Annotated in this window: 27 protein-coding genes; 11 read left to right on the top strand and 16 right to left on the bottom strand. The window is 59.4% G+C overall.

All coding sequences use genetic code 11. From position 1 onward, the window contains the following. Nucleotides 1-9: 9 nt before the first annotated feature. The 5 genes from Q1A06_RS17070 to Q1A06_RS17050 all read left to right on the top strand — a co-directional run bounded on the left by Q1A06_RS17070 (nt 10) and on the right by Q1A06_RS17050 (nt 3,602). On the top strand, nt 10-837 hold the full coding sequence (locus Q1A06_RS17070; RefSeq protein ID WP_299566496.1) for an SDR family NAD(P)-dependent oxidoreductase: 828 nt from the start codon (nt 10-12) through the stop codon (nt 835-837). A gap of 60 nt (nt 838-897) precedes the next feature. Then, nucleotides 898-1,095: a twin transmembrane helix small protein gene (locus Q1A06_RS17065; protein ID WP_299566495.1), complete on the top strand. Its 198-nt coding sequence runs from the start codon at nt 898-900 to the stop codon at nt 1,093-1,095. A 4-nt stretch (nt 1,096-1,099) separates the two neighbouring features. Continuing rightward, nucleotides 1,100-1,672 carry a cob(I)yrinic acid a,c-diamide adenosyltransferase gene (locus Q1A06_RS17060; protein WP_299566493.1) on the top strand — a complete coding sequence of 191 codons (573 nt, stop codon included), beginning with the start codon at nt 1,100-1,102 and terminating at the stop codon, nt 1,670-1,672. 245 nt (nt 1,673-1,917) lie between these two features. Then, a complete protein-coding gene (locus tag Q1A06_RS17055) occupies nt 1,918-2,676 on the top strand; it encodes an electron transfer flavoprotein subunit beta/FixA family protein (RefSeq protein ID WP_299566491.1) in 759 nt (252 codons plus the stop codon). Beyond that, entirely contained in the window at nt 2,676-3,602 is a 927-nt protein-coding gene (locus Q1A06_RS17050; RefSeq protein ID WP_299566489.1) for an electron transfer flavoprotein subunit alpha/FixB family protein, read from the top strand. Before Q1A06_RS17055 ends, Q1A06_RS17050 begins: the two co-directional genes overlap by 1 nt. Before the next feature lie 76 nt (nt 3,603-3,678). Here Q1A06_RS17050 and Q1A06_RS17045 read toward each other — a convergent pair whose 3' ends face one another. Continuing rightward, nucleotides 3,679-4,503, bottom strand: coding sequence for a DUF6473 family protein (locus Q1A06_RS17045; RefSeq protein WP_299566487.1), 825 nt, complete (start codon nt 4,501-4,503; stop codon nt 3,679-3,681). Between the two features lie 160 nt (nt 4,504-4,663). Between Q1A06_RS17045 and Q1A06_RS17040 the strand changes: the two genes are divergently transcribed. Further along, nucleotides 4,664-5,539 (top strand): 3-hydroxybutyryl-CoA dehydrogenase, encoded by an 876-nt coding sequence (locus tag Q1A06_RS17040; RefSeq protein WP_299566485.1) that lies wholly within the window; start codon nt 4,664-4,666, stop codon nt 5,537-5,539. A 16-nt stretch (nt 5,540-5,555) separates the two neighbouring features. On the opposite strand, the gene Q1A06_RS17035 is transcribed toward Q1A06_RS17040, so the two are convergent. From Q1A06_RS17035 to Q1A06_RS17005, 7 genes are all read right to left on the bottom strand, one after another. Further along, complete coding sequence (locus Q1A06_RS17035; RefSeq protein WP_299566518.1) at nt 5,556-6,410, bottom strand: lysophospholipid acyltransferase family protein; 855 nt, start codon at nt 6,408-6,410, stop codon at nt 5,556-5,558. Nucleotides 6,411-6,486: 76 nt separating this feature from the next. Beyond that, a complete protein-coding gene (locus Q1A06_RS17030; RefSeq protein ID WP_299566483.1) occupies nt 6,487-6,756 on the bottom strand; it encodes an HPr family phosphocarrier protein in 270 nt (89 codons plus the stop codon). A gap of 12 nt (nt 6,757-6,768) precedes the next feature. Continuing rightward, nucleotides 6,769-7,161 (bottom strand): PTS fructose transporter subunit IIA, encoded by a 393-nt coding sequence (locus Q1A06_RS17025; protein ID WP_299566481.1) that lies wholly within the window; start codon nt 7,159-7,161, stop codon nt 6,769-6,771. After that, entirely contained in the window at nt 7,158-8,054 is an 897-nt protein-coding gene (gene rapZ, locus Q1A06_RS17020) for an RNase adapter RapZ (protein ID WP_299566479.1), read from the bottom strand. The genes Q1A06_RS17025 and rapZ overlap by 4 nt, the downstream gene beginning before the upstream one ends. Then, nucleotides 8,051-8,482, bottom strand: coding sequence for an HPr kinase/phosphatase C-terminal domain-containing protein (locus tag Q1A06_RS17015; protein ID WP_299566477.1), 432 nt, complete (start codon nt 8,480-8,482; stop codon nt 8,051-8,053). Before Q1A06_RS17015 ends, rapZ begins: the two co-directional genes overlap by 4 nt. Nucleotides 8,483-8,493: 11 nt before the next feature. Continuing rightward, nucleotides 8,494-10,215, bottom strand: coding sequence for a sensor histidine kinase (locus Q1A06_RS17010; RefSeq protein ID WP_299566475.1), 1,722 nt, complete (start codon nt 10,213-10,215; stop codon nt 8,494-8,496). A 9-nt stretch (nt 10,216-10,224) separates the two neighbouring features. Beyond that, nucleotides 10,225-10,926 carry a response regulator transcription factor gene (locus tag Q1A06_RS17005; RefSeq protein WP_299566473.1) on the bottom strand — a complete coding sequence of 234 codons (702 nt, stop codon included), beginning with the start codon at nt 10,924-10,926 and terminating at the stop codon, nt 10,225-10,227. Between the two features lie 403 nt (nt 10,927-11,329). On the opposite strand from Q1A06_RS17005, the gene Q1A06_RS17000 reads away from it, so the two are divergent. Beyond that, nucleotides 11,330-12,928 carry a phosphoenolpyruvate carboxykinase gene (locus Q1A06_RS17000; protein ID WP_299566471.1) on the top strand — a complete coding sequence of 533 codons (1,599 nt, stop codon included), beginning with the start codon at nt 11,330-11,332 and terminating at the stop codon, nt 12,926-12,928. A 69-nt stretch (nt 12,929-12,997) separates the two neighbouring features. Here Q1A06_RS17000 and Q1A06_RS16995 read toward each other — a convergent pair whose 3' ends face one another. Further along, a complete protein-coding gene (locus Q1A06_RS16995; RefSeq protein WP_299566470.1) occupies nt 12,998-13,714 on the bottom strand; it encodes a hypothetical protein in 717 nt (238 codons plus the stop codon). A gap of 71 nt (nt 13,715-13,785) precedes the next feature. After that, the gene (locus Q1A06_RS16990; RefSeq protein ID WP_299566516.1) at nt 13,786-14,616 is read right to left on the bottom strand and encodes a LysR family transcriptional regulator; all 831 of its coding nucleotides are present in this window, start codon (nt 14,614-14,616) and stop codon (nt 13,786-13,788) included. 221 nt (nt 14,617-14,837) lie between these two features. Between Q1A06_RS16990 and Q1A06_RS16985 the strand changes: the two genes are divergently transcribed. Continuing rightward, the gene (locus Q1A06_RS16985) at nt 14,838-15,200 is read left to right on the top strand and encodes a helix-turn-helix transcriptional regulator (RefSeq protein WP_299566467.1); all 363 of its coding nucleotides are present in this window, start codon (nt 14,838-14,840) and stop codon (nt 15,198-15,200) included. A gap of 1 nt (nt 15,201) precedes the next feature. On the opposite strand, the gene Q1A06_RS16980 is transcribed toward Q1A06_RS16985, so the two are convergent. Continuing rightward, complete coding sequence (locus tag Q1A06_RS16980; RefSeq protein WP_299566464.1) at nt 15,202-15,969, bottom strand: sulfite exporter TauE/SafE family protein; 768 nt, start codon at nt 15,967-15,969, stop codon at nt 15,202-15,204. A 147-nt stretch (nt 15,970-16,116) separates the two neighbouring features. Here Q1A06_RS16980 and Q1A06_RS16975 point away from each other — a divergent pair, with 147 nt between their 5' ends. The 3 genes from Q1A06_RS16975 (at nt 16,117) to Q1A06_RS16965 (ending at nt 18,772) form a co-directional block, all read left to right on the top strand. After that, nucleotides 16,117-17,802, top strand: coding sequence for an acyl-CoA dehydrogenase family protein (locus Q1A06_RS16975; RefSeq protein ID WP_299566461.1), 1,686 nt, complete (start codon nt 16,117-16,119; stop codon nt 17,800-17,802). Nucleotides 17,803-17,864: 62 nt separating this feature from the next. Then, nucleotides 17,865-18,386 carry a TetR/AcrR family transcriptional regulator gene (locus Q1A06_RS16970; RefSeq protein WP_299566458.1) on the top strand — a complete coding sequence of 174 codons (522 nt, stop codon included), beginning with the start codon at nt 17,865-17,867 and terminating at the stop codon, nt 18,384-18,386. Continuing rightward, nucleotides 18,383-18,772 (top strand): META domain-containing protein, encoded by a 390-nt coding sequence (locus tag Q1A06_RS16965; RefSeq protein WP_299566455.1) that lies wholly within the window; start codon nt 18,383-18,385, stop codon nt 18,770-18,772. Before Q1A06_RS16970 ends, Q1A06_RS16965 begins: the two co-directional genes overlap by 4 nt. On the opposite strand, the gene recO is transcribed toward Q1A06_RS16965, so the two are convergent. From recO to lepB, 5 genes are read right to left on the bottom strand one after another with little or no spacing between them, the layout of a single operon-like run. Continuing rightward, complete coding sequence (gene recO / locus Q1A06_RS16960; protein WP_299566452.1) at nt 18,756-19,481, bottom strand: DNA repair protein RecO; 726 nt, start codon at nt 19,479-19,481, stop codon at nt 18,756-18,758. The two genes, Q1A06_RS16965 and recO, sit on opposite strands and share 17 nt — an antisense overlap. Further along, entirely contained in the window at nt 19,481-19,810 is a 330-nt protein-coding gene (locus Q1A06_RS16955) for a DUF1491 family protein (protein ID WP_299566449.1), read from the bottom strand. Before Q1A06_RS16955 ends, recO begins: the two co-directional genes overlap by 1 nt. A gap of 9 nt (nt 19,811-19,819) precedes the next feature. Next, on the bottom strand, nt 19,820-20,725 hold the full coding sequence (era, locus tag Q1A06_RS16950) for a GTPase Era (protein ID WP_299566446.1): 906 nt from the start codon (nt 20,723-20,725) through the stop codon (nt 19,820-19,822). Then, nucleotides 20,722-21,408, bottom strand: coding sequence for a ribonuclease III (rnc, locus tag Q1A06_RS16945; RefSeq protein WP_299566444.1), 687 nt, complete (start codon nt 21,406-21,408; stop codon nt 20,722-20,724). The genes era and rnc overlap by 4 nt, the downstream gene beginning before the upstream one ends. Next, on the bottom strand, nt 21,405-22,241 hold the full coding sequence (gene lepB / locus Q1A06_RS16940; RefSeq protein ID WP_299566441.1) for a signal peptidase I: 837 nt from the start codon (nt 22,239-22,241) through the stop codon (nt 21,405-21,407). Before lepB ends, rnc begins: the two co-directional genes overlap by 4 nt. Between the last annotated feature and the right edge of the window lie 60 nt (nt 22,242-22,301).

The following is a 22,301-nucleotide window of genomic DNA, read 5'->3' as shown; positions in this document are numbered from 1 at the left end:
GCCTTTTTAATGTCTTCACGAACCATCTTGATCACCGGCTGCTCGTCAGGCATCGGGTATGCAGCCGCCGTCGGTTTGCGGGCGCGCGGTTGGCGGGTTTTTGCCGCTTGTCGCCAGGAACTTGATTGCGCACGTCTGCGAGACGAAGGGTTCGAGAGCCCGCGTCTCGATTATACCGACGCCGAAAGCATCATTACCGCCCTCGCCGACGTGCTCGAAGCGACGGGTGGTACGCTTGACGCGGTGTTCAACAACGGGGCCTACGCCCTTCCCGGTCTGGTCGAGGATTTGCCCGCCGAAGCCTTGCGCGAGATTTTCGAGGCGAACTTCTTTGGCTGGCATACGCTGACCCGCGCTGTCATTCCAGTCATGCGCGCACAAGGACACGGTCGTATCATACAGTGTTCTTCAGTGCTCGGTCTGGTCGTGAAACCGTGGCGCGGCGCATACGCCGCCACCAAATTCGCGCTCGAAGGGCTGACCGACACCATGCGGATCGAACTGCGCGGTACCGGCATACACACGGTCCTGATCGAACCCGGCCCGATCACATCGAAAATCCGCAGCAATTCCATCCCCCATTTCGAACGCTGGCTGGATTGGGAAAATTCGGCCCGCGCAGCGGATTATGAAAATGAACTCGCCAAGCGTCTTTACAATGACACTGGCCCCGATAAATTCGAATTGCCGCCCGAAGCCGTAGTGAAAAAGCTCGTGCGCGCATTGGAGGCCAAACGCCCCCGCCCGCGCTATTACGTCACAACCCCCACCTACCTCGGGGGTATCCTGCGCCGAATCCTGTCGACACGTATGCTCGACAAGGCATTGGAACGCTAGAACGGTTGCAGTAACAGCCCCGCCCGCTACATCGCGACTGAACCACAGGAGGAGCCACCCATGGCAGACCCGTTTTTCGTTATCATCGTCATCGCCGTTCTGGCAGTCGTCGTCGTGCTGATGATGGGGCTTGGCGGCTTCGCCAAGGGTGGCGCGTTCAACAAGGCGAACTCGAACAAACTGATGCGATGGCGGATCATCGCACAGTTCATCGCAGTCGTCCTGATCGTAATTTATGTTTACGCGATAAGAGGATAAGCGCATGGTCGTTCTAAACAAGATTTACACCCGCACCGGCGACAAGGGCGATACCGCACTGGGCAACGGCGCGCGGGTGGCCAAGCACGACGTCCGGGTCGACGCCTACGGCACGGTCGACGAGCTGAACTGTTTTGTCGGCATGGCGCGCCTGACCGCCACCGCTGAGACGGACGCGGCCCTGTCGCGAATCCAGAACGATTTGTTCGATCTGGGCGCTGACCTTTGCCGCCCTGATATGGAAAAAGACGCCGACGCTGAGTACCCCCCGTTGCGAATGGCCACAGCCCAGGTGGACCGGCTGGAGGCTGAGATTGACGTGATGAATGCCGACCTGGAGCCGCTGCGCAGCTTCATCCTGCCCGGAGGAAGCGAACTGGCGGCACGACTTCATCTCTGCCGCACGATTGCACGCCGTGCCGAGCGATTGGCCACACAACTGGCAACGACAGAAAATATCAATGCTGCGGCACTGCGGTATCTCAACCGCCTGAGCGACTGGTTTTTTGTCGGGGCACGGATGGCCAACAACGCTGGTAAGGACGATGTACTATGGGTGCCCGGCGCAAATCGCTGAGATTGCCGGCAAAACAGAATCCGGGCGGCGCGCCGAATCGCCCGGGCAGACATCGCCGCATGAAACACGGCGTTCCTACGCGCAATATTCTTGCTATTTTGCCATAGAATTTTACGTAACGTGACGTGCCTCTTGCCGTAAGGGGCATTTTTTGGCTGTTTTGCGCGCCATTGCTTCGTTAGACATGGCACAGATAAATTGACTGGCCGCTCAAGGCTGAGTCGCAAACAAGGAGAAAATCGCTCATGAAGGTGATCGTACCTGTCAAACGCGTGATCGACTACAACGTGAAAGTGCGCGTCAAAGCGGACGGTTCCGGTGTTGATCTTGCTAACGTCAAAATGTCCATGAACCCGTTCGACGAGATTTCCGTCGAACAGGCGATCCGCATGAAAGAAGCGGGTCAGGCGGACGAAGTTATCGCTGTTTCCATCGGTGTGAAACAGGCGCAGGAAACGCTGCGGACCGCCCTTGCGATGGGCGCGGACCGGGCAATCCTCGTCGTGGCGGCGGACGACGTGCACAACGACATCGAGCCCTTGACCGTTGCCAAGATCCTGAAAGCGATTGTCGACGAAGAACAGCCGGGCCTTGTGCTGTGCGGCAAGCAGGCAATCGACAACGACATGAACGCAACCGGCCAGATGCTGGCCGCTTTGCTGGGCTGGTCGCAGGCGACGTTCGCGTCCGAAGTCACAATCGAGGGCGACAAGGCAGTCGTGACTCGCGAAGTCGATGGCGGCCTGCAAACGATCAAGGTCGATATGCCAACGGTCGTGACGGTCGATCTGCGCCTCAACGAGCCGCGGTACGCGTCATTGCCCAACATCATGAAGGCGAAGAAAAAGCCGCTGGACGAGAAAACGCCCGAAGATTACGGCGTGGACGTGTCCAACCGCCTCGAGATCGTGAAAACGTCAGAGCCGGAAGCCCGCTCCGCAGGTATCATGGTTGAAACCGTCGACGAGCTGGTGGCTAAACTCAAAGAAGCGGGGGCCGTGTAATGGCTGTACTACTCCTTGCAGAAGTAAACGATGGTGAACTGGCACTGGATGCAACGGCCAAGGCCGTCACTGCCGCCGGAAAACTGGGCGATGTGACAATCCTGTGCGCCGGTGGCTCTGCCGCCGCTGCGGGTGAAGCGGCTGCCAAGATCGACGGCGTCAGCAAAGTACTTGTTGCCGAGGATGCGTCGTTGGGGCACCGTCTTGCGGAATCAACCGCGGCACTGATCGTCTCGCTTGCCGGGGACTACGATCACATCGTGGCACCCGCGACCACGGACGCCAAGAACGTGATGCCCCGCGTTGCGGCGCTTCTCGACGTGATGATCATTTCGGATGCCTCCGGCGTTGTCGATGCCGACACGTTCGAGCGTCCGATTTACGCAGGTAACGCGATCCAGACCGTGAAGTCGTCTGACCCGAAGAAAGTCATCACTTTCCGTACTTCGACTTTCGATGCTGCTGGCGACGGTGGATCGGCTTCCGTCGAAACGATTTCGGCAGCGGAAGACCCCGGTTTGAGCGAATGGGTCGAAGACAAGCTTGCAGAAAGCGACCGTCCTGATCTCACATCCGCCGGTGTCGTCGTGTCAGGTGGTCGGGGCGTCGGGTCCGAAGACAACTTCGCGCTGATCGAAAAGCTGGCGGACAAGCTTGGCGCCGCTGTCGGCGCCTCGCGGGCGGCTGTGGATTCCGGCTATGCGCCGAACGACTGGCAAGTTGGTCAAACCGGCAAGGTCGTGGCACCGGAGCTTTACGTTGCCGTCGGCATTTCCGGCGCGATCCAGCACCTTGCGGGCATGAAAGATTCCAAGATCATCGTCGCGATCAACAAGGACGAAGAAGCACCGATCTTTCAGGTTGCAGACTACGGCCTTGTCGCCGACCTGTTCGAGGCGGTGCCGGAGCTTACCGAAAAGCTGTGATCCTCGATCGGGGGCAAATGCTCCCAAGTCGTTGGTACATCCAAGGCCCGCCCCTGCCAGGGAGCGGGCCTTTTTCTCAGACCAAATCGTCCAGAACGGGCCGAAGGATTTCGGCCGCGTCGCAATGCGCCTCCGGGCCAGCCAACAGACTGGCCGCGCCTTTCTCGAAAGAGGTGAATACCATCCCCGACGTCCCCTGCGCCCGTGCCTGGGTTGACCATGGCGCCTCAACGGTCACACAGGCCACCTCCCCCAAAGCCTCCAGCATATCGCGGCAGACGAATGCCGGACCCTCGCCCGGACCACCGGCCCACTGATCCGGCACCGTATCCCGCGCCATCCACAAAAGAACGATCTTGCCGCCCAGTTTCTTGCACAGACGCCGCATCCGCTGCACCCAGACCCTTTGCAACGTGCGGCGCACGACCGCAAACCGCTCGGCATCGAGATGATACAGATGTTGCAACATATGGCCCGTAAAATGGAACGCCGTGAAATCCACATCCGGGTACAGGTGCCTGAGTTGCGGTGCCGCGCCGAGAAAGCGGTCGTTGCGCCTTGGATGTACCTTGTAAAACCGGTTGCTCATATTCGCGGCGCCCAGCACCTCGATCACGCAGACCCGTGCCTGTCGCGCCATTTCGGCCACCGTTACATCGCCTGCAAACACGTCCAGGCCCGCATTGGGCTGGCCCAGATTGACGGACGTAATCCCCGTCTGATGTTCGACCCTCAACGGAAAGGGTTTCTCTATGAACTTTCCGTAAGTCTGGTTGCCCCCCAGAAAAACGATGTACGGATCATCTAGCTGCCGTTTCGGCCCTCGGAACGTCAGTCTGGAACTGCCGTACTGACACGGCAGATACTCAAGGGCCGCTGGCCCCAGTACATTATAGGTCATCACACCCACCTCATTTAACTCACCCGGAACAACCATGACCGCCGCGCTCTTACGATTCGCTTAAATGCGGAATTTGGCGCAGTTTTTCGGCGATTGCAGACCTTGCGGGCGCAAAGCACTCCGGCCTAGAGTGGTGTGACACCAGCAAAGGACCGCACCTATGGACATCCAGACAATCGGCATCGTCGGCGCAGGCCAGATGGGTAACGGCATTGCGCATGTGATGTCCCTTGCGGGTTACGAGGTTCTGCTTAACGACATCTCGCAAGAGGCGTTGGACAACGCGATGGAGGTGATGCGCGGCAACATGGAGCGTCAGGCCAGCCGCGGAAAGATCAGCGAAGAGGACATGAACGACGCGCTTGCCCGGATCAAGACCACCGTGACGCTGACCGATCTGGGCGCAAGCGACCTGATCATCGAAGCCGCCACCGAGCGCGAGAAGGTCAAGGAAGAGATCTTTGACACGCTGCTCCCTCATCTCAAGCCGGACACGATCCTGACCTCGAATACCTCATCTATTTCGATCACCCGACTGGCCAGCAGAACCGACCGACCCGAGAAATTCATGGGTTTCCACTTTATGAACCCGGTTCCCGTGATGCAATTGGTCGAGCTGATCCGTGGCATCGCAACGGACGAAGAGACGTTCAATGCCTGTCAGGAAGTCGTAGCAAGGCTGAACAAGACCTCGGCCTCAGCCGAAGATTTTCCTGCATTTATCGTCAACCGGATCCTGATGCCGATGATCAACGAAGCGGTCTATACCCTCTACGAAGGTGTCGGATCCGTGAAATCCATCGACAGCTCGATGAAGCTGGGCGCGAACCATCCGATGGGGCCGCTTGAGCTTGCGGATTTCATCGGACTGGACACCTGCCTTGCGATCATGAACGTGCTGCACGACGGCCTTGCCGATACCAAATACCGCCCCTGCCCCCTTCTGACCAAATACGTCGAGGCTGGATGGCTGGGTCGCAAGAGCAACCGCGGATTCTACGACTATCGTGGGGACGAACCGGTCCCGACACGCTAGACCGCGCGCTGATCGTTCAGGTATCAAGCGCCAGAGTGCGCGCCCGCAACCATGCCATGAACGCACGCGGATCCTCCGCACGCGCATCTATCTCGGCCTGCGGGATCGGTGGGCCCACAATCGGAGCCTGTGGCTTGTTGCAGCTGTGCACGATCTCGTGCAGCAACAGCCCCTGCCGCAGCATGGGCGACACGCGGTTGGCGATCTGATAGGCCCGGCTGTTCTGACCGGGAAATTTCAACGGCACCACCCGCGCGCCCGAACGGCGGATCATCTTGGCGGTAAAGACGTTCCACTCTGCCTCGACCGCCGGCCCCCACCAGGATTCCGAGGCGGCAACGACACCCGAAGGAAACAGCGCCACAACGCCCCCATCCTTTAGATGGCTCATCGCCTTCGCCCGCATCTCGACACCTTTGCGCTGCGCGTCGGGGTCATGGGGGAAAGGTACGGGAATCATAAAGCTGCTGGCGACCTCGTCGATGGAAGTAAGCAGCGAACGGGTCAAAATCCTGTAATCCGGCCGGACCCGACCGATCAGATCGGCAAATATCATCCCGTCCACCATGCCATGCGGATGGTTTGCGACAACGATGACCGGCCCGTCTTTTGGAATTAGATCCAGTTGCGCCTGCGGGGTGTGAAGGTCGATCCCCATCGTATCAAGCGCCGCACGCCAGAATGCTTGACCGGAGGGCGTGCCGCGCTGCTCGAATTTACGGATCATACGCAAGACCGCGACCTTGCCCGTGAACAGCTCCAGCGTGGAAATCACGGCGCTTTTCCATGGCGTATCGAAAGTGGATGCGTAGGACAGACTGCGCCGGTCGTATTTCGTGAACGTGACCGGTTCCGCCTCGATTTCCGTCAGGTCGCTGGTCTCCTCTGGATGTGCCTTATCGGCCAATGTGACACCCTCAATCAAACTCCGGACGCCGACGCGTGCCCTACATGCCTTCGCCGAACTTGTCCGCCACCAATGCTGTAAGCGCGTTTGCAAGTGCATCTGCGTCAGGCCCGGACGTCTCAATGTCAATAGAGCTTCCCTTGGCCGCTGCCAACATCAAAAGCCCCATAATGCTGTCCCCCGAGGCACTCATGCCATCCTTGCTCACCTCCGCCTGCGCGTCGAAGCCTTCAACGACCTCTACCAACTTGGCGGACGCGCGGGCGTGCAGTCCTTTCTCGTTTACAATTTCAAGCGTGATACGGGTCATAGGTTAGCCTTGCTATTCGGTACTGACGTTCTGGACGTCGATGTATTTCTTGCCCGCTTCCAACGCTGCGCGCACGGCATCGGCCAGCGGTCTGTGACGGCTCTTCGCAAGCTTGATCAGCATCGGTAGATTAGCACCGTACAGGATGCGCCTATTTGCGGGCTGGCAGGCAAGAAGACTGAGGTTGGAAGGCGAACCGCCGAAAAGGTCTGTGACAACGACGACACCGCTGCCCTGGTCGACGGCATCGGCCGCCGCACAGATTTCGGCCTCCTTGGCGGTACGGTCATGATCTGCGCGGATCTCGATCGCCCGGACACCGTTTTGCGATCCGACCACATGTTCGATGGCCGCGAGGTATTCGCGTGCCAGCCCGCCATGTGCAACGATCACGATACCAATCACGTCCGCTCCGCCTCTCTGCGCTGCTGCGCGTCCAGTTCCCTATGCCTAACTGACACCTGCCATCCTGCCTCCGCAAGGCGCAAAGCATGACGTTCCGCGATGGCGACAGAGCGGTGTTGTCCTCCCGTACATCCGAACGCGATCGAGAAATGGCTTTTGCCTTCCGCACGGCAGGCCGGTAAAATCAGGAGGCTCAGATCAAATACCTGCTGGTCGAACGCCTCGAACCTGGGATCGGTCGCCACATAAGCCGCGACCGCCTCATCGGTTCCGTTGATCGCGCGCAGGTGCGGCTGCCAATGGGGGTTTTTCAGAAACCGGCAGTCATAAATCATGTCAACGGACCGCGGCAGACCCCGCTTGTAGGAGAAAGACTGCACGGATACCACCAGATGATGCCCGCCATCCGGTGCGAACCAACGCTCGATCTCGGCCCGCAGTTCATGGATGTTCATTTCGCTGGTATCGATCAGAACGTGCGCGCGGCTGCGCAGCGGCGCCAACATCTGTTGTTCTATCTCGATCCCGATGGCTGGCCGATCGGCCGGGGCCATCGGATGCCGGCGACGCGTTTCCGAGTATCGCCGCAGAAGAACGTCGGTCGAACAGTCGAGGTAGACGATCTCGACCACGGTGTCGGGCACATTCCCCAACATTTCTATCGTTTCAAAGATAGCATCGGTCGAGTATCCCCGATTGCGCGGGTCAATTCCCAACGCCAGCGGGCGCTTCTGCGTCATGTCGTCGAACAGGGCTGGCAGCAGGCGGATCGGCAAATTGTCTATCGCCTCGAAACCGGCATCTTCGAGCACGTTGAGCGCGGTCGACCGCCCGGCGCCCGAGGGGCCAGTGACAACAACGATGCGGCGGTGGCTTGAATCTGTTTGGGTCATGCGTGCTCTGTTCTGCTCCCCCTGACATAGGCATTCACCGCAGCGGCGAAATAGGGTGCGTCAATCTTGTGCAGACAAGAGAGCGGCTTGTCCAGAAGCCGGGTGAAATGGGCCTCGGGCAGCCGTTGCCGTTCCGTCTGCGCCATATCGACAACCAGCGTCAGACGTGCCTGAGCCAGATAGGGAAGCTCGATAATCCCCACGCCGCGCGCTTCGATCAATCCGGCAATCGATTCCGGTGCGCGGGCCATCAGGTCGGGGGCTGCGCCGAAAATCTCAGTGCGGTCGTCTGACACAAGCTGCGCCCCCATCCCGATCAACTGCAACGCCAACGCCGACTTCCCCGCGCCCGACGGTCCGGTGATCAAGACACCGCACCCGTCGATGGCGACGCAGGTTGCGTGACGGATCTCTGTTTCAGTGCTCACATTCGCGCGGCTTAGATCGGCAGGCCCACGACAAAGCGCGCGCCAAGGGGGTCCGAAGTGATGTCAGCGTCCGTCGGGCGAATATTCTCGGCCCAGATCACGCCGCCGTGCGCTTCGACGATCTGTTTCGAAATCGCGAGGCCCAGCCCAGAATTGTTGCCGAAATGCTGTTCGGGGCGCTCGGAATAGAATCGTTTGAATATCTTCGCCAAGGCCTGATCCGGAATGCCCGGTCCGGTATCTTCGACAACGACCAGCACACGATTGTCCTTCTTGCGCGCCCAGACCCTGATGGCGTCACCGTCTTCGCAAAAGGAAATCGCGTTCGTGATCAGATTAACGAAAACCTGCGCCAGCCGCGCTTCTAGACCGTGAACGGTGATCGGGTTCTTCGGCAAATCGACGATGAAATCGATCCCCTTTCCCTTCGCGTCCTCACCTAGATACTGGCCCAGATTGCCCAGCATCTTCATCATATCGAAAGGCTCTTCCTCTTCCTTCACCAACTCGCTGTCGAGCCGTGAAGCGTTGGAAATATCGCTGACAAGACGATCCAATCGGCGCACGTCATGGTCGATGACATCCAGAAGCTTGTTGCGCTGGTCCTCGCGCTTGATCATCCGCAACGTGCCGACGGCAGACCGCAGGGAGGCAAGCGGGTTCTTGATTTCGTGCGCCACATCCGCTGCGAACTGCTCGTTGCCGTCGATACGGTTGTAGAGCGCGTTCACCATGCCGCGCAAGGCACCCGAAAGCCGCCCGATCTCGTCGGGGCGCGCCGTCAGGTCCGGAATGCGGATACGTCCGGGATTCATCTTGCGCGCGTCCTTGTCGCGGCCCAACTCCGCAGCGGCGGCAAGATCCGCCAGCGGGTTCGCGATGGTGGACGCCAGAACCAGGCTCAGACCGATCGACACGAGCGTGGCAATGATAAACATCTGCAAGACCCGCTCGCGCTCGCCCCGCACCAACCGATCAATCTCGCCACTGGCACTCGCGATCGCGACAGCGCCGACCGACGTCCCGTTCTGCTCGATCGGGGTGGCGACGGCCAACAGCGTGGCGCCCGCATCGTCGCGCTCTTCTTTGATCTGCGCGCCATTCTCAAGGCTCGCTGCCACAACGGGGCGCAACCGCTCGTCTATTGTCTGGCCGAGGCCGTCATTGCCGCCAAATGGGGCAGAAAGCGCATTCCAAAGCCAAGTGAGCCCGTCCGTCAGGACCGTTCTCGACCCGGTCTCGATTCCACCGCCGTCCGCGACAGCATCACTGGCGCCTTCGAATTCGGAAATCAGCGTCCCGTCCGTATCGTAGACGAAAACCTGAATACCGCTGCGCAGATCCAGCCCCTGCAACGTCCGCGCGACATCCACGCCTTCTCCGACCGATAGATCAACAGGACCACTATCCGGCAACTGCGCCTCGATCACATCCGCGATCAGTTCGGCTTCGGACACCAGCGAGGCGGCACGTTGCACGGCAAGGCTGTCACGCGATGAATTGAGGTAAAGGATACCCGCCACAAGCACGTTCAGCGCGATCAGGTTGAACGTGATGATCTTGCGCGTCAGAGGCGAGGCCCGTAACGAAAACAGCCCCCGCCGTTCCCGGCGAGCCCTGATCTCGTTCGGGGCGGCACTGTCAGGGGCAACCCAGTCTTCCCCCAAAACAATGTCACCGTCCCGCTTTGCGGGGCTCAGATCACGCACAAAATTCCCTTCGGCAAGCGCCATTCCTCAAGGTCACTCTTCGTTGTATCTATAACCGATACCGTAGAGTGTCTCAATTGCGGAGAATTCGTCATCCGCGTTTCGCATCTTCTTGCGCAGTCGCTTGATGTGGCTGTCGATGGTGCGGTCGTCTACATAAACCTGATCGTCATAGGCGACATCCATCAACTGATCGCGCGACTTGACGAAACCGGGCCGCTGGGCCAGCGCCTGAAGCAGCAGAAATTCGGTGACGGTCAGCGACACGTCCTTGCCCTTCCATGTCACCGCGTGGCGCAGCGGGTCCATCCGCAGGTCGCCGCGTTCCATAACCTTGGTTTCTTCCGTATCGCCGACTTCGTCCGACGCCACGGCATCCTGCCGCCGCAACAGCGCGCGGATCCGTTCGACCAGCAACCGCTGCGAGAACGGCTTTTTGACATAGTCGTCTGCCCCCATCCGAAGGCCCAGAACCTCGTCGATCTCATCGTCCTTGGAGGTCAGAAAGATTACCGGCATCGCGGTTTTCTGGCGCAGCCGCTGGAGCAGATCCATGCCATCCATCCGCGGCATCTTGATGTCGAGCACGGCCATATCGGGCAGGCGTTTGTTGAACGCATCCAACGCCGCCTGGCCGTCGTTATAGGTTTCCACCTCAAAGCCTTCGGCTTCGAGAGTCATCGAGACGGACGTCAGGATATTCCTGTCGTCGTCCACCAATGCAATTTTTGACACTGCCTGTTTCCTTGTGCTGCTCAATATGTTTTTGTTTTTTGGAACATTGATCACTCCTTTTACGGTCGAATCAATCCCAAAACGCGAATCGGTCTGCGGGACCGCCTTATTTCAGCTATAATTTGTTTAGGAATGGCTAAATTGCCTCACCTGATCGGCCCGGAGCCGCGCCCTGCCGTCTCTGCGGCCAAGGGGCCGATGTAGGCCCGGACGTGTTTCAACAGGTCAATACCAGCCATGTTTTGCCAGCGGACAAGTTTGGTGGCGCTAACTCTACGGTGACATCTGTTCAATTCGCAAATCAACGTGTTAAGAGGCCGCATTACCGCCGTCTCCAACACGCCGGAGACTTGGCAGAGATTTTTGCGATGTGCAGATCGCGCATGTTTACAGGAGACACCGCATGCAAACTGGACGGGTAAATCCGAACTTCAGCCTTGAGGACCAGGGGATCACCGGGCTTGGCGATGTCTACTACAACCTGATCGAACCCACGCTGATCGAAACAGCGCTCATCCGCCGCGAAGGGACGCTGGGCAAGGGTGGCGCGTTTCTCGTCACCACCGGCAAGTTCACGGGCCGCTCTCCCAAGGACAAACATGTGGTGAAAACCGACGATGTCGTCGACACCATCTGGTGGGAGAACAATGCGGCGATGTCGCCCGAAGGCTTCGATGCGCTGTACCAGGATATGCTGGAGCATATGAAGGGCCGCGACTATTTTGTTCAGGATCTCGTCGGCGGTGCCGATCCCAAACACGCGATCAACGTGCGCTTCGTGACCGAACTCGCGTGGCACGGTCTGTTCATCCGCCACATGATGCGCCGTCCCGACCGCGACCAGCTCGATGATTTCCTCGCGGATTTCACCGTCATCAACTGCCCCAGCTTCTCTGCCGATCCGGCAAAACACGACTGCCGGTCGGAAACCGTGATCGCGATGAATTTCGACCGCAAGCTGATCCTTATCGGCGGGACCGAGTACGCCGGTGAAAACAAGAAATCCGTTTTCTCGCTGCTCAATTACCTGCTCCCCGAAAAAGGTGTGATGCCGATGCACTGCTCGGCCAACCATGCTGTCGGCAATCCCGTCGATACGGCGATCTTCTTTGGCCTGTCCGGCACCGGCAAGACCACGCTGTCCGCTGATCCGGCGCGCACGTTGATCGGCGATGACGAGCATGGCTGGTCCGATACCGGCACCTTCAACTTCGAGGGGGGGTGCTATGCCAAGACGATCAATCTCAGCCCAGAAGCCGAGCCGGAAATCTATGCCACCACGTCGAAATTCGGCACCGTGGTCGAGAACATGGTTTTCGACGAAGAAACCAAAGAGCTGGATTTCGACGATGACAGCCTGACGGCCAACATGCGTTGCGCCTACCCGCTTCACTACATCTCCAACGCGTCGAAAAAGGCAGTGGGCGGGCACCCCAAGAACATCATCATGCTGACCTGCGATGCCTTCGGCACCCTGCCGCCCATCGCGCGGCTGACGCCGGCGCAGGCGATGTATCACTTCCTGTCGGGCTTCACGTCAAAGGTTGCCGGCACCGAGCGTGGCGTGACCGAGCCGGAACCGACGTTCTCGACCTGCTTCGGCGCACCGTTCATGCCGCGCCGCCCCGAGGTCTACGGCAATCTGCTGCGCGAGAAGATCGCCCAGCACGGCGCGACCTGCTGGCTGGTGAACACCGGCTGGACCGGCGGTGCCTACGGCACAGGCTCGCGCATGCCGATCAGCGCGACTCGCACCTTGCTGACCGCAGCACTCGACGGGTCGTTGATGGAGGGCAAATTCCGCAAGGACGAGAACTTTGGCTTTGATGTTCCGGTCTCGATGGAAGGTGTCGCGGACATCCTTCTGGATCCGCGCCGGACATGGGACAATCCCGAAGCCTACGACCGGCAGGTCGCCAAATTGGTGAAGATGTTCGCCGATAACTTCGAGCAATATCTGCCGCATATCGACGACGACGTGAAAGCCGCCGCAATCGGGTGATCCGTCCCGAACCGATCAAAGGCCGCCGCATCTTCCAAGGCAGCGGCCTTTCTTCGCGCATGGCTCACATTACGCTGCCAACGCGACCAGATCCTGAAGCGGAAGATCCAGAACGTAGTGCAGGTCCTCACGGCCCATGTAGGACAGGAAACCCTCAACGGGTACATCGTTGCCTTTCAGGAACCAACGAAGCGCACCTGGCTGTGTGTGCATGTATCCTGACTTTTCAGCAAATCCCTTGAATACGAGCGCCTTGACCATGAAGGCCATCATGTAATCCGGATCCCAATGCTGAACCGTCTGATAGAACGCGTACCGGCTCAACACACAGCACATCCCCTGCCCTCGCAGACTCGCTTCGCCCGGAGCGATCCAGAACTCGCCCTGATATGCACATGTCCCGCGCATTCGTTTTGCCGTCGGACCGGCACGGAAGCGTGATCGCTTCAAATCAAGGTCGACACCGGATGGCGGGAACTCCCGAAAGCGCTGCGTAAAGTATTCACCGACGCTCATGCCGTTCATGTCCAGCATGCGCACGGCTTGGGTATGTACGATGACACCGTCCACGTTGCGCCCAACAATCCAAAGAGCGTTTTCTACCGTCAATTCATGAATTTGCGGATCAAAGGGCGCACCCAGAATATGATCCGGACGGGCCTCTTTCAGAAGGTCACGGTAGACTTCGAAGTCGTAGCCAACTTCAAGTGTGATGCCATATCGTTGAAAAATTTCGGCACTTGTTGCGACAAAACGGTCGCCTGTCTGCATTGTGAGAAGTGTCATCTGGAATCGCCTTTCGCTCCGTTACAAGAACATTGTATCGGATAACGCGAGCAAATGCTTCTGTTTCTCAATTACAGCGTGAAATCTACTCTTGACCTTTCCGGAACGTCATCAAGAATAGCTTCATCCAGGTCCAGAATACGGATTTTGCAGGCCGCGTCGACGACGGAAATAATTGCCGGCGACTCGTCAGGCATGCGCACTCCCATTAGTAACCTGTCGAAAACGAGATGGTGAAACGGTTCTCCTTCTGCCATTTGCATTTTCATAAAAACCTGATCCATCCGGACGCCATGATTGTTTTTTATGGCTTGGAACGGACCGTTCGCCAGACTGGCGAATTCCTGCCCCCCCTGGAACTGGCTCAGCCGCCGACCGACACTACTGCGCGCCTGCGCCCAACCGAACCAGTTCGAGTAATAGGAAGCCTCGCCTACCTCGGTACAGATCCATCCATCGGCTATCTCGCGGTAGGCAAGGATATAGGGCCGAACGACAGCAAGTTCGGGCGATTCCAAATGTCCTTCGCTTCGCGACCACGCCTGTAGCGCGGTCCGCAAAAGCTTTGACCTGCAGGTCCATACCGAACTCATCGGTTGTTCTTGCTGATGATACTTCCAGCCGCGCGGGTCATTATGCGAGAATCGCAGCATCCCTCCAACGCTGTCGAACGCGCCGCGAAACCATACTTCTCCCTGATCCAGCAACATCTGAGCGGGGGCAACCGCGCGGGTTCCTTCGGGCGTCAGGGTATAGCGGCGTTGCTGCACGTCGAACAGACGCACCTGCATAGCCTCTTCGAGTTGGTTGATATGCCTGCGCACTGTCTGGCGCGTGCTGCCCAACTGTTCGACAGCCTGCGACAGGTTCAGCGTACGCGCAAGCGTCGTGAAAGACCGCATCATCTCATGCAACAAAGCGGGAGAGCCACGCAAGACAGCGTCCCGCAACTTGATATCAACTGGCTTATTCATATGCCCGCACTGTATATTTATCATCCAACGACGCAACAATTATCACCCATCCGTGGTCCATTTTTGATCAGAAAAAGGTGAAATCTAGATAATTGATCGAATGTCGAGATTCCGGGACTAATGATCGCACACAACCGGAGGTTAAAATAATGGCGCATCGCGTAGATATTCATGTAGGACGGCGATTGAAACAGATCAGGACGCTCAGACGTCTGTCACAAACAGATGTGGCGAACCATCTTGGCCTGTCCTTCCAGCAAATCCAGAAATACGAGATCGGGTCGAATCGTATCGCCGCAAGCCGGCTTTTCGAATTGGCGCAGATATTCGATGTCTCTCCGGCCTATTTCTTCGATGGTGTCTACGACACACCTGCAAACGACATGAGCAAACGCGATCCGAGCATGGAAATCGTAAGTGCTTTGGCCGCGATCAAGGACGATGCGGTGAAATCGCGGATCGTGACGTTCATCGAAGATGTGTCGGGAATGACCGTGGCGCGGCAGGGATAAGCTATCCCATGACCGCTCGACGGATCAGGTTGAGACCGATGACCGACAGCACCAAAAGGGTCGCCTGACGAAAAAGCGTCTGGTCGATCCTGTCCGTCACCGCATTGCCAAGCCGCATTCCGACGAATGCGGGCAAAACCATCGCAAGGGAGAATCCGATGGTTTCGCTCCGGAGAACACCCGATCCGATATGCGCGAGCAATAGCACTGCCGCGCCGAGGCCGTAGATAACGCCCTGTATCCGCATCTGGTCGTTCTTGGGGGTATGCAATGCGGTAAGGTAGGCAACGGTGGGCGGTCCCCAGATCCCGGAAACTCCGCCCAACATACCCGCTACGACGCCAGCACCAATTTCGACCCGCACAGAACGTGCGGCAAGCGAAATTTGGCGTCTGCTCAGTTGCAAAAATGCGAAAAAAGTGACGGGAATCCCGATGACGGCCATCATTACCTGATCTGGAATACCGCGCACGAATTGCGCGGCCACCACCAGCGCAATTGCGCCACATATCAAAAAAACGGCAAAATCGCCGATCGAGCGGACCGCCGCTTCGCGCCCCTGACGCAGCGCCTGTTGCGTGTTGCTCACCAAGGTCGGCAGGATCAAGCCTGCCAGCGCAAGTTCGGGGGCCATGAATGTGGTAAGCCCTGATATAAATACCAGCGGCATGGCGAATCCCACCACGCCTTTGACAAACCCAGCCAGAATGGCGATCACCGCAGCCAGAACAAGCTCTGACCCGGACAAAAGGGGGAAAATCGTCTCCATGGCTCTACATACCGTCGGGAATTACGATGCGCACGGCCAAATCGACGACGTAACTTTCGACCAGATTGACGCAGCTAAACGTATCTTTGTTGCGCTGCACCTGCAAAGTGATTAAGCGAAACGGTAAGCTGAAAAGGATGTTTGAAGATGGCACATGACGGACAGTTGAATGTGGAGACACCGATTCTCCTGGAGGATCTGCTGGCGCTGACAGCCGCCGCGGTGCAGCCGGTCGAGGCGATCCTCGAACGCGCGACAGAAACCGTGCGCACCTTGGTCAGCAGCGACGGCAAGATCTCGAATGCGATGGTCGAGGCCAATCAGACGGCCGCACACGGTCTTGCGTGGCTTGCCACATACGCACAATCCCTGCGACAAATGCAATCTTGGGCCGAGGCCCTTCAATCCGACGGAAAATTCGGTGAAACCGAACAGCTGATCCACCAGATCGCGTTTGGTGAATACCTCTGGCAGATTTACGGCGGTATCCAGATGAACCAGGGCGAGGTCGTCCGGCTTCAGGATCTCGGCCTTGGCCAGGAGGAACAGCGCGGCTTGATGGATCCCGCGGTCATGACCCTGACCCAAGGTGGCAACACGCAGGCCGCGCGCAGCCGGCTTGTCGCATTGATGCAAGACCAGACGGCGAACGCGACCGTCGGTGCAACGGGTCTGGACGAAGACCTTGAAATGATTCGCGATCAGTTTCGCCGCTATGCCACCGAAAAGGTCGAGCCTTTTGCGCATGAATGGCACCTCAAAGACGAGCTGATCCCGATGGAGGTCATCAATGAGCTGGCCGAGATGGGCGTTTTCGGTCTGACCATCCCGGAAGAATACGGCGGCTTCGGCCTGTCCAAAGCGTCCATGTGCGTTGTCTCCGAAGAGCTGTCGCGCGGCTACATCGGGGTCGGCTCGCTTGCGACCCGCTCCGAGATCGCGGCGGAACTGATCATCGCGGGCGGCACCGAAGAACAAAAGTCCAAATGGCTGCCGCGCATTTCCTCCGCCGAAACGCTGCCTACCGCCGTGTTCACAGAACCAAACACCGGCTCCGATCTCGGCTCCCTGCGCACCCGCGCGGTCAAGGGTGAGGACGGCGATTACACAGTGACCGGCAACAAGACGTGGATCACCCATGCGGCACGCACCCACGTGATGACGCTGCTGGCACGCACCGATCCCGCGACGGAGAACTACAAGGGCCTGTCGATGTTCCTCGCCGAGAAAACACCCGGCACGGACGAAGCACCCTTCCCCACCGACGGCATGACCGGCGGCGAAATCGAAGTCCTTGGCTACCGCGGCATGAAGGAATACGAACTGGCGTTCGACGGCTTCAAGGTCAAAGGTGAAAACCTGTTGGGCGGCGAAGAAGGCAAAGGCTTCAAACAGCTGATGGAAACCTTCGAATCGGCGCGCATCCAGACGGCGGCCCGCGCAATTGGCGTGGCGCAATCGGCGCTCGATATTTCCATGCAATACGCGCAGGACCGCAAGCAATTCGGCAAATCGCTGATCAATTTCCCCCGCGTCTCCAGCAAGCTGGCGATGATGGCGGTGGAAATCATGGTGGCCCGCCAGCTCACCTATTTCTCTGCCTTCGAGAAAGACCAGGGACGGCGTTGCGATGTAGAGGCCGGCATGGCCAAACTTCTCGGCGCGCGGGTGGCATGGGCAGCGGCAGACAACGGGTTGCAGATCCACGGTGGCAATGGTTTCGCGCTGGAATACAAGATCAGCCGCGTCCTGTGCGACGCGCGCATCCTGAACATCTTTGAAGGAGCGGCGGAGATTCAAGCGCAGGTGATCGCGCGCAGAATTCTCGGCTGAACATCGCCGAATTCGTGCGGGCGCACCTTGCGGTGCGCCCATGCTCCTTCTAGGTCTGAAGGATGAGCAGTGCACGATTGTCGCAGGAAAAATGGATTGACGCGGGCTTCGACGCCCTGAACCGCCTCGGCCCAAAGGCTCTGGCGGCGGAACCATTGGCGCGACAGCTTGGCACGACCAAGGGGTCTTTCTACTGGCATTTCAAGGATGTACCGGCGTTCCACGCGGCCCTTCTGCAACATTGGCACGAGGCGGCGCTGACCGATGTTGCCGAGCTTCTGGGCGCGGACGGAGGGGCAGATGCGCGGTTGCGCCAGTTTGGCCGCACTGTTCTGACCGACGCCTCCGACACGGCACTCAGGATCTGGGCGCACACCGACGTCGATGTCGCGCGTCGCCTGGCAGAGGTAGATGCAGAACGTCTCCGCTACCTCGGCGTGTTGCTGAAACACTTTGGCCTGACGAATCCTGCCTTTGCACATGCAATTCTCGCGAGCCTCGTCGGACTGCCTCAGCTACAGGCCGATACGGACCGGATTGCCGCATTCGACGCCCTCGTCGATACTGTGGTTGCACTGGCATGAAGGGTTTTGCATTCGCAGCGCTGGCGTCGCTCGGCGCGTGCCAAGGGGATGAAACCGTGCGGGCCTACGGGGCGGCGGATGTAATCTGGACACTGAACGAAATCAACGGCACTCCCTTCCCCGCCACTGCATCCCTGCGCTTTGCAGAGGAAGGAAAAATCACCGGCAAGGCGCCCTGCAACGGCTACACCGCCACGATGACCGTACCGTATCCATGGTTCGACATCACCGAAATTGCCAGCACCCGCATGGCCTGTCCCGACCTTCAGACAGAGACCGCGTTTTTCGCGGCGCTCGGGGCCGCAACCATTTCGGAAGTGTCGGGAAGAACGCTCTTCCTTACCAATCCTGACGGGCTGAGCATGGTCTTCACAGCCGCCGACTGAACGCCTCGACGAACCGCGCGCGAGCTTCGGGCAACGGCTTGCCGCCCAGATCCCCCGCAAGGTGCAATTCGAGGAAATAGCCGGTCGTTTTGAACGCCACGGCGATTTCTGCGTCTGCCGCATCGCCCGCTCCACGCAGCACATCCGGCAAGGGCAACAGCCGGTCCGCCCATTCACCCGCCCCGGCCGCCGAGACGGCGCGCCCCGATTTGGGCGAAACAAAACACAGCCCCTCCGTCGCCCCCGTCACCGCACAGCGCGTCAGATCAAGCGCATAGCCCATCTCTTCGAGCAGATCCAATTCCCACCGCAGATAAGCCAACGGCCACAGGTCCATCCGGTCGAGCAGATCGAGAAGCACCTCGGTGCGCCGGTACAGCGGCGGATGCGCCTCGCGCTCCGGCAGACAGAAGCTGATCAATGACGTCACCGCATTCAGACCGGCAAGTGCCAGCCGGTCCCCCATCGCCACCGCCGCACGACTGCGCACCGGTTCCACACTGAACGCGCCGATGTGATCCTCCAAACGCGCCCGCCATGCGAGGTCCAGCTGCGCGCCGGGTTGCAGGATCGGCGCGATCTTGCGACTGGTCCCGCCGCGCACCACACCCGCATGCCGTCCGTGCGCAGGTGTAAACACCTCGATGATAGCGGAGGTCTCTCCATGACGGCGCGCGCTCAGCAGAATGCCTTGATCGCGCCACTCCATCAGGCCAGCCCGTCCTCGTCCAGCAGATGCCGCCCGGCGCGATCCTCCACCTCGATGACCCACAGATCCCGGTCGAAACCGCGCTGTCGCGCAACCGCTTCATCCACCTCGCGCTCGGTCCCCTTGGCAAGTTCGACCCAGACCCGCTTCCCGCTTTGCAGATCGAAGGACCTTTGGAACAACACCGCATTGCCATCCAATGTCGCAAGTTTGACCAGCACGGCGCCCCCGGTATCGTCGCCGTGTGCGACAACGAATGCGGGAATGTCGTAGACCCGCAGCCGCATCAGATAGGCATCGACCCAGAACCGTGCCGTCAGACGGGCCATGGCGTCGCTCTACTTGTTGCCATCCTTGAACTCCAAGCCCATCTCGGAATAGCGTTCCTTCTCTTCCAGCCAGTTCGGCCGTACCTTCACCTGCATGAACAGGTGGATCTTGCGCCCCAAAAACTCTTCGAGCTCCTCGCGCGCGGCCTTGCTCACCGCCTTGATCGTCTCGCCCTTGTGGCCCAGCACGATGCCCTTGTGCCCGTCCCGCATCACATAGATCAGCTGGTCAATCCGCGCCGAACCATCCTTGCGCTCCTCCCAGTTCTCCGTCTCCACCGTCAGCTGATAGGGCAGTTCCTGATGCAGCCTTAGGATCAGCTTTTCGCGGGTCATCTCCGCCGCGATCATGCGCATCGGCAGATCCGCGATCTGGTCTTCGGGATAAAGCCACGGCCCCTCCGGCAAATCCTCGGCGATCCAACTGCGCAGCACGTCGACGCCATAGCCCTTCTCGGCGGAAATCATGAAGGTTTCGACGAACGGATACCGGTCGTTCAATTCCTTGCTCAGCCCCAGCAACACGGGCGCTTCGACGCGGTCGATCTTGTTGATCGCCAGCGCCACCCGGCGGCCCTTGCCGATCTCCGTCAGCCCTTCGAGGATACGCTCGACCCCCTCGGTCACGCCACGCTGTGCCTCGACCAGCAGCACGATGATATCCGCGTCCGACGCACCCCCCCATGCGGCGGCCACCATCGCGCGGTCCAACCTGCGGCGCGGCTGAAACAGGCCCGGCGTGTCAACGAAAACAATCTGGCTCTCGCCCTCGATCGCCACACCCCGGATGCGCGCGCGGGTGGTCTGCACCTTATGCGTCACAATCGACACCTTGGCGCCGACCATCCGGTTCAGCAGCGTCGATTTTCCCGCGTTCGGCTCACCGATCAGGGCGACAAATCCGGCCTTGGTCATTTCTTCTGCTCCAGTTGCGCCAGCAATGTCTTGGCGGCGTCTTGTTCAGCGGCGCGTTTCGCGCCAGCGGTGGCAAAGGCTTCCTCGCCGGTAGACAGCCGCGCAGCGATGGTGAAAACCGGTGCATGGTCGGGTCCGCTGCGTTGGGTTTGCACGTACTTCGGCGGTTCAAGCCCCCGCGCCTGGGCCCATTCCTGCAACGCCGTTTTCGCATCGCGCGCGTCCTGTTTCACCTGCGTCGTCCGGTCGCCCCAAAGCCGTAGCACCAAAGACCGCGCCGCGTCAAAGCCACCGTCGAGGTAGACCGCAGCGATCACCGCCTCCATCGCGTCGCCCAGAAGCGCCAGCTTGCGCCGACCGCCTGACAACATTTCCGACCGGCCCAGTTTCAGAACCGCGCCGATATCAAGCTCGCGGGCAACGTCCGCGCAGGCTTCCTTGCGCACCAGCGCATTAAAGCGCGGCGCCAGTTGCCCCTCCGAAGCCTTCGGATCCAGATCCAGCAACGTCTCCGCCATCACCAGCCCCAACACCCGGTCGCCCAGAAATTCAAGCCGCTGGTTGTCGTCGCGATTCGGTGTCGACATCGACGCATGGGTCACGGCCCGGTTCAAGAGTTCCGGTCGCTCAAAGCGGTAGCCGAGGCGCGTCTCGAACGCTCTGAGTTCCGCCGACAGCTTCACTTGATCGCTTCGAAAAAGCGGTCGCCGCGCCACGTCCAGAAAAACAGCATCGACCGTCCCGCCGAGCTGAACACGATCCGGTCCGCACGACCGATGAGGTTTTCGTAAGGCACGAAACCAACGCCCCCTGCGGTCTGCGCCAAACGGCTGTCGGCAGAATTGTCGCGGTTGTCACCCATGAAGAAATAATGACCTTCAGGCACGGTATAGACGCCGGTCCGGTCAGACCCCTGCGGCCCTATGTTGAGCACGGCATAGCTCGCCCCGTTCGGCAGCGTCTCGATCGCGCGCTCCTTGATGCAGGTACCCCCCTCGCCCACCGCACCGTTGGCACAGCGCGGCCGCAGTCCCTGTGGACCTTGCAGCGTCATCACCTCCTCGAAGGTGCCGTCTGCTTCCTGTGGAACCACGGTCCCGTTGATCCGCAGGATACCGTTGTCGACCTGCACCTTGTCTCCGGGCAACCCGATCAACCGCTTGATATAGTCACGCCCCGATACCGGGTGCCGGAATACCACTACATCGCCACGCTCAGGGTCGCCGCCGAACAGGCGCGTGTTGTCGCCGTCGAACACGCCGCACAGCTTCTTTGCATCCAGATTGATGCCAAAGCGGGGCAGCACGACGCTGGGGCAGGACGCATAGGAATAACCGTAGGCCATTTTGTTCACGAACAGGAAATCGCCGATCAACAGAGTCTGCTTCATCGAGCCGGACGGGATCCAGAAAGGCTGGAAAAACAGCGTCCGGAAGACGCCCGCAATCAGCAGTGCGTAGACGACTGTCTTGATCGTCTCGACAAACGCATTGCCCTGTTTTTCCGTCTTGGCCATCGGGCGCTCCTATCTCGTCTGGGTTGGGGTTACATGCGCAGGGTCCGGCGCAGTGTCAAG

Origin of the sequence: uncultured Sulfitobacter sp. (genome assembly GCF_947497275.1) — a bacterium.
Taxonomy (GTDB): domain Bacteria; phylum Pseudomonadota; class Alphaproteobacteria; order Rhodobacterales; family Rhodobacteraceae; genus Sulfitobacter.
This window is presented reverse-complemented; position numbering and strand designations above follow the sequence as displayed.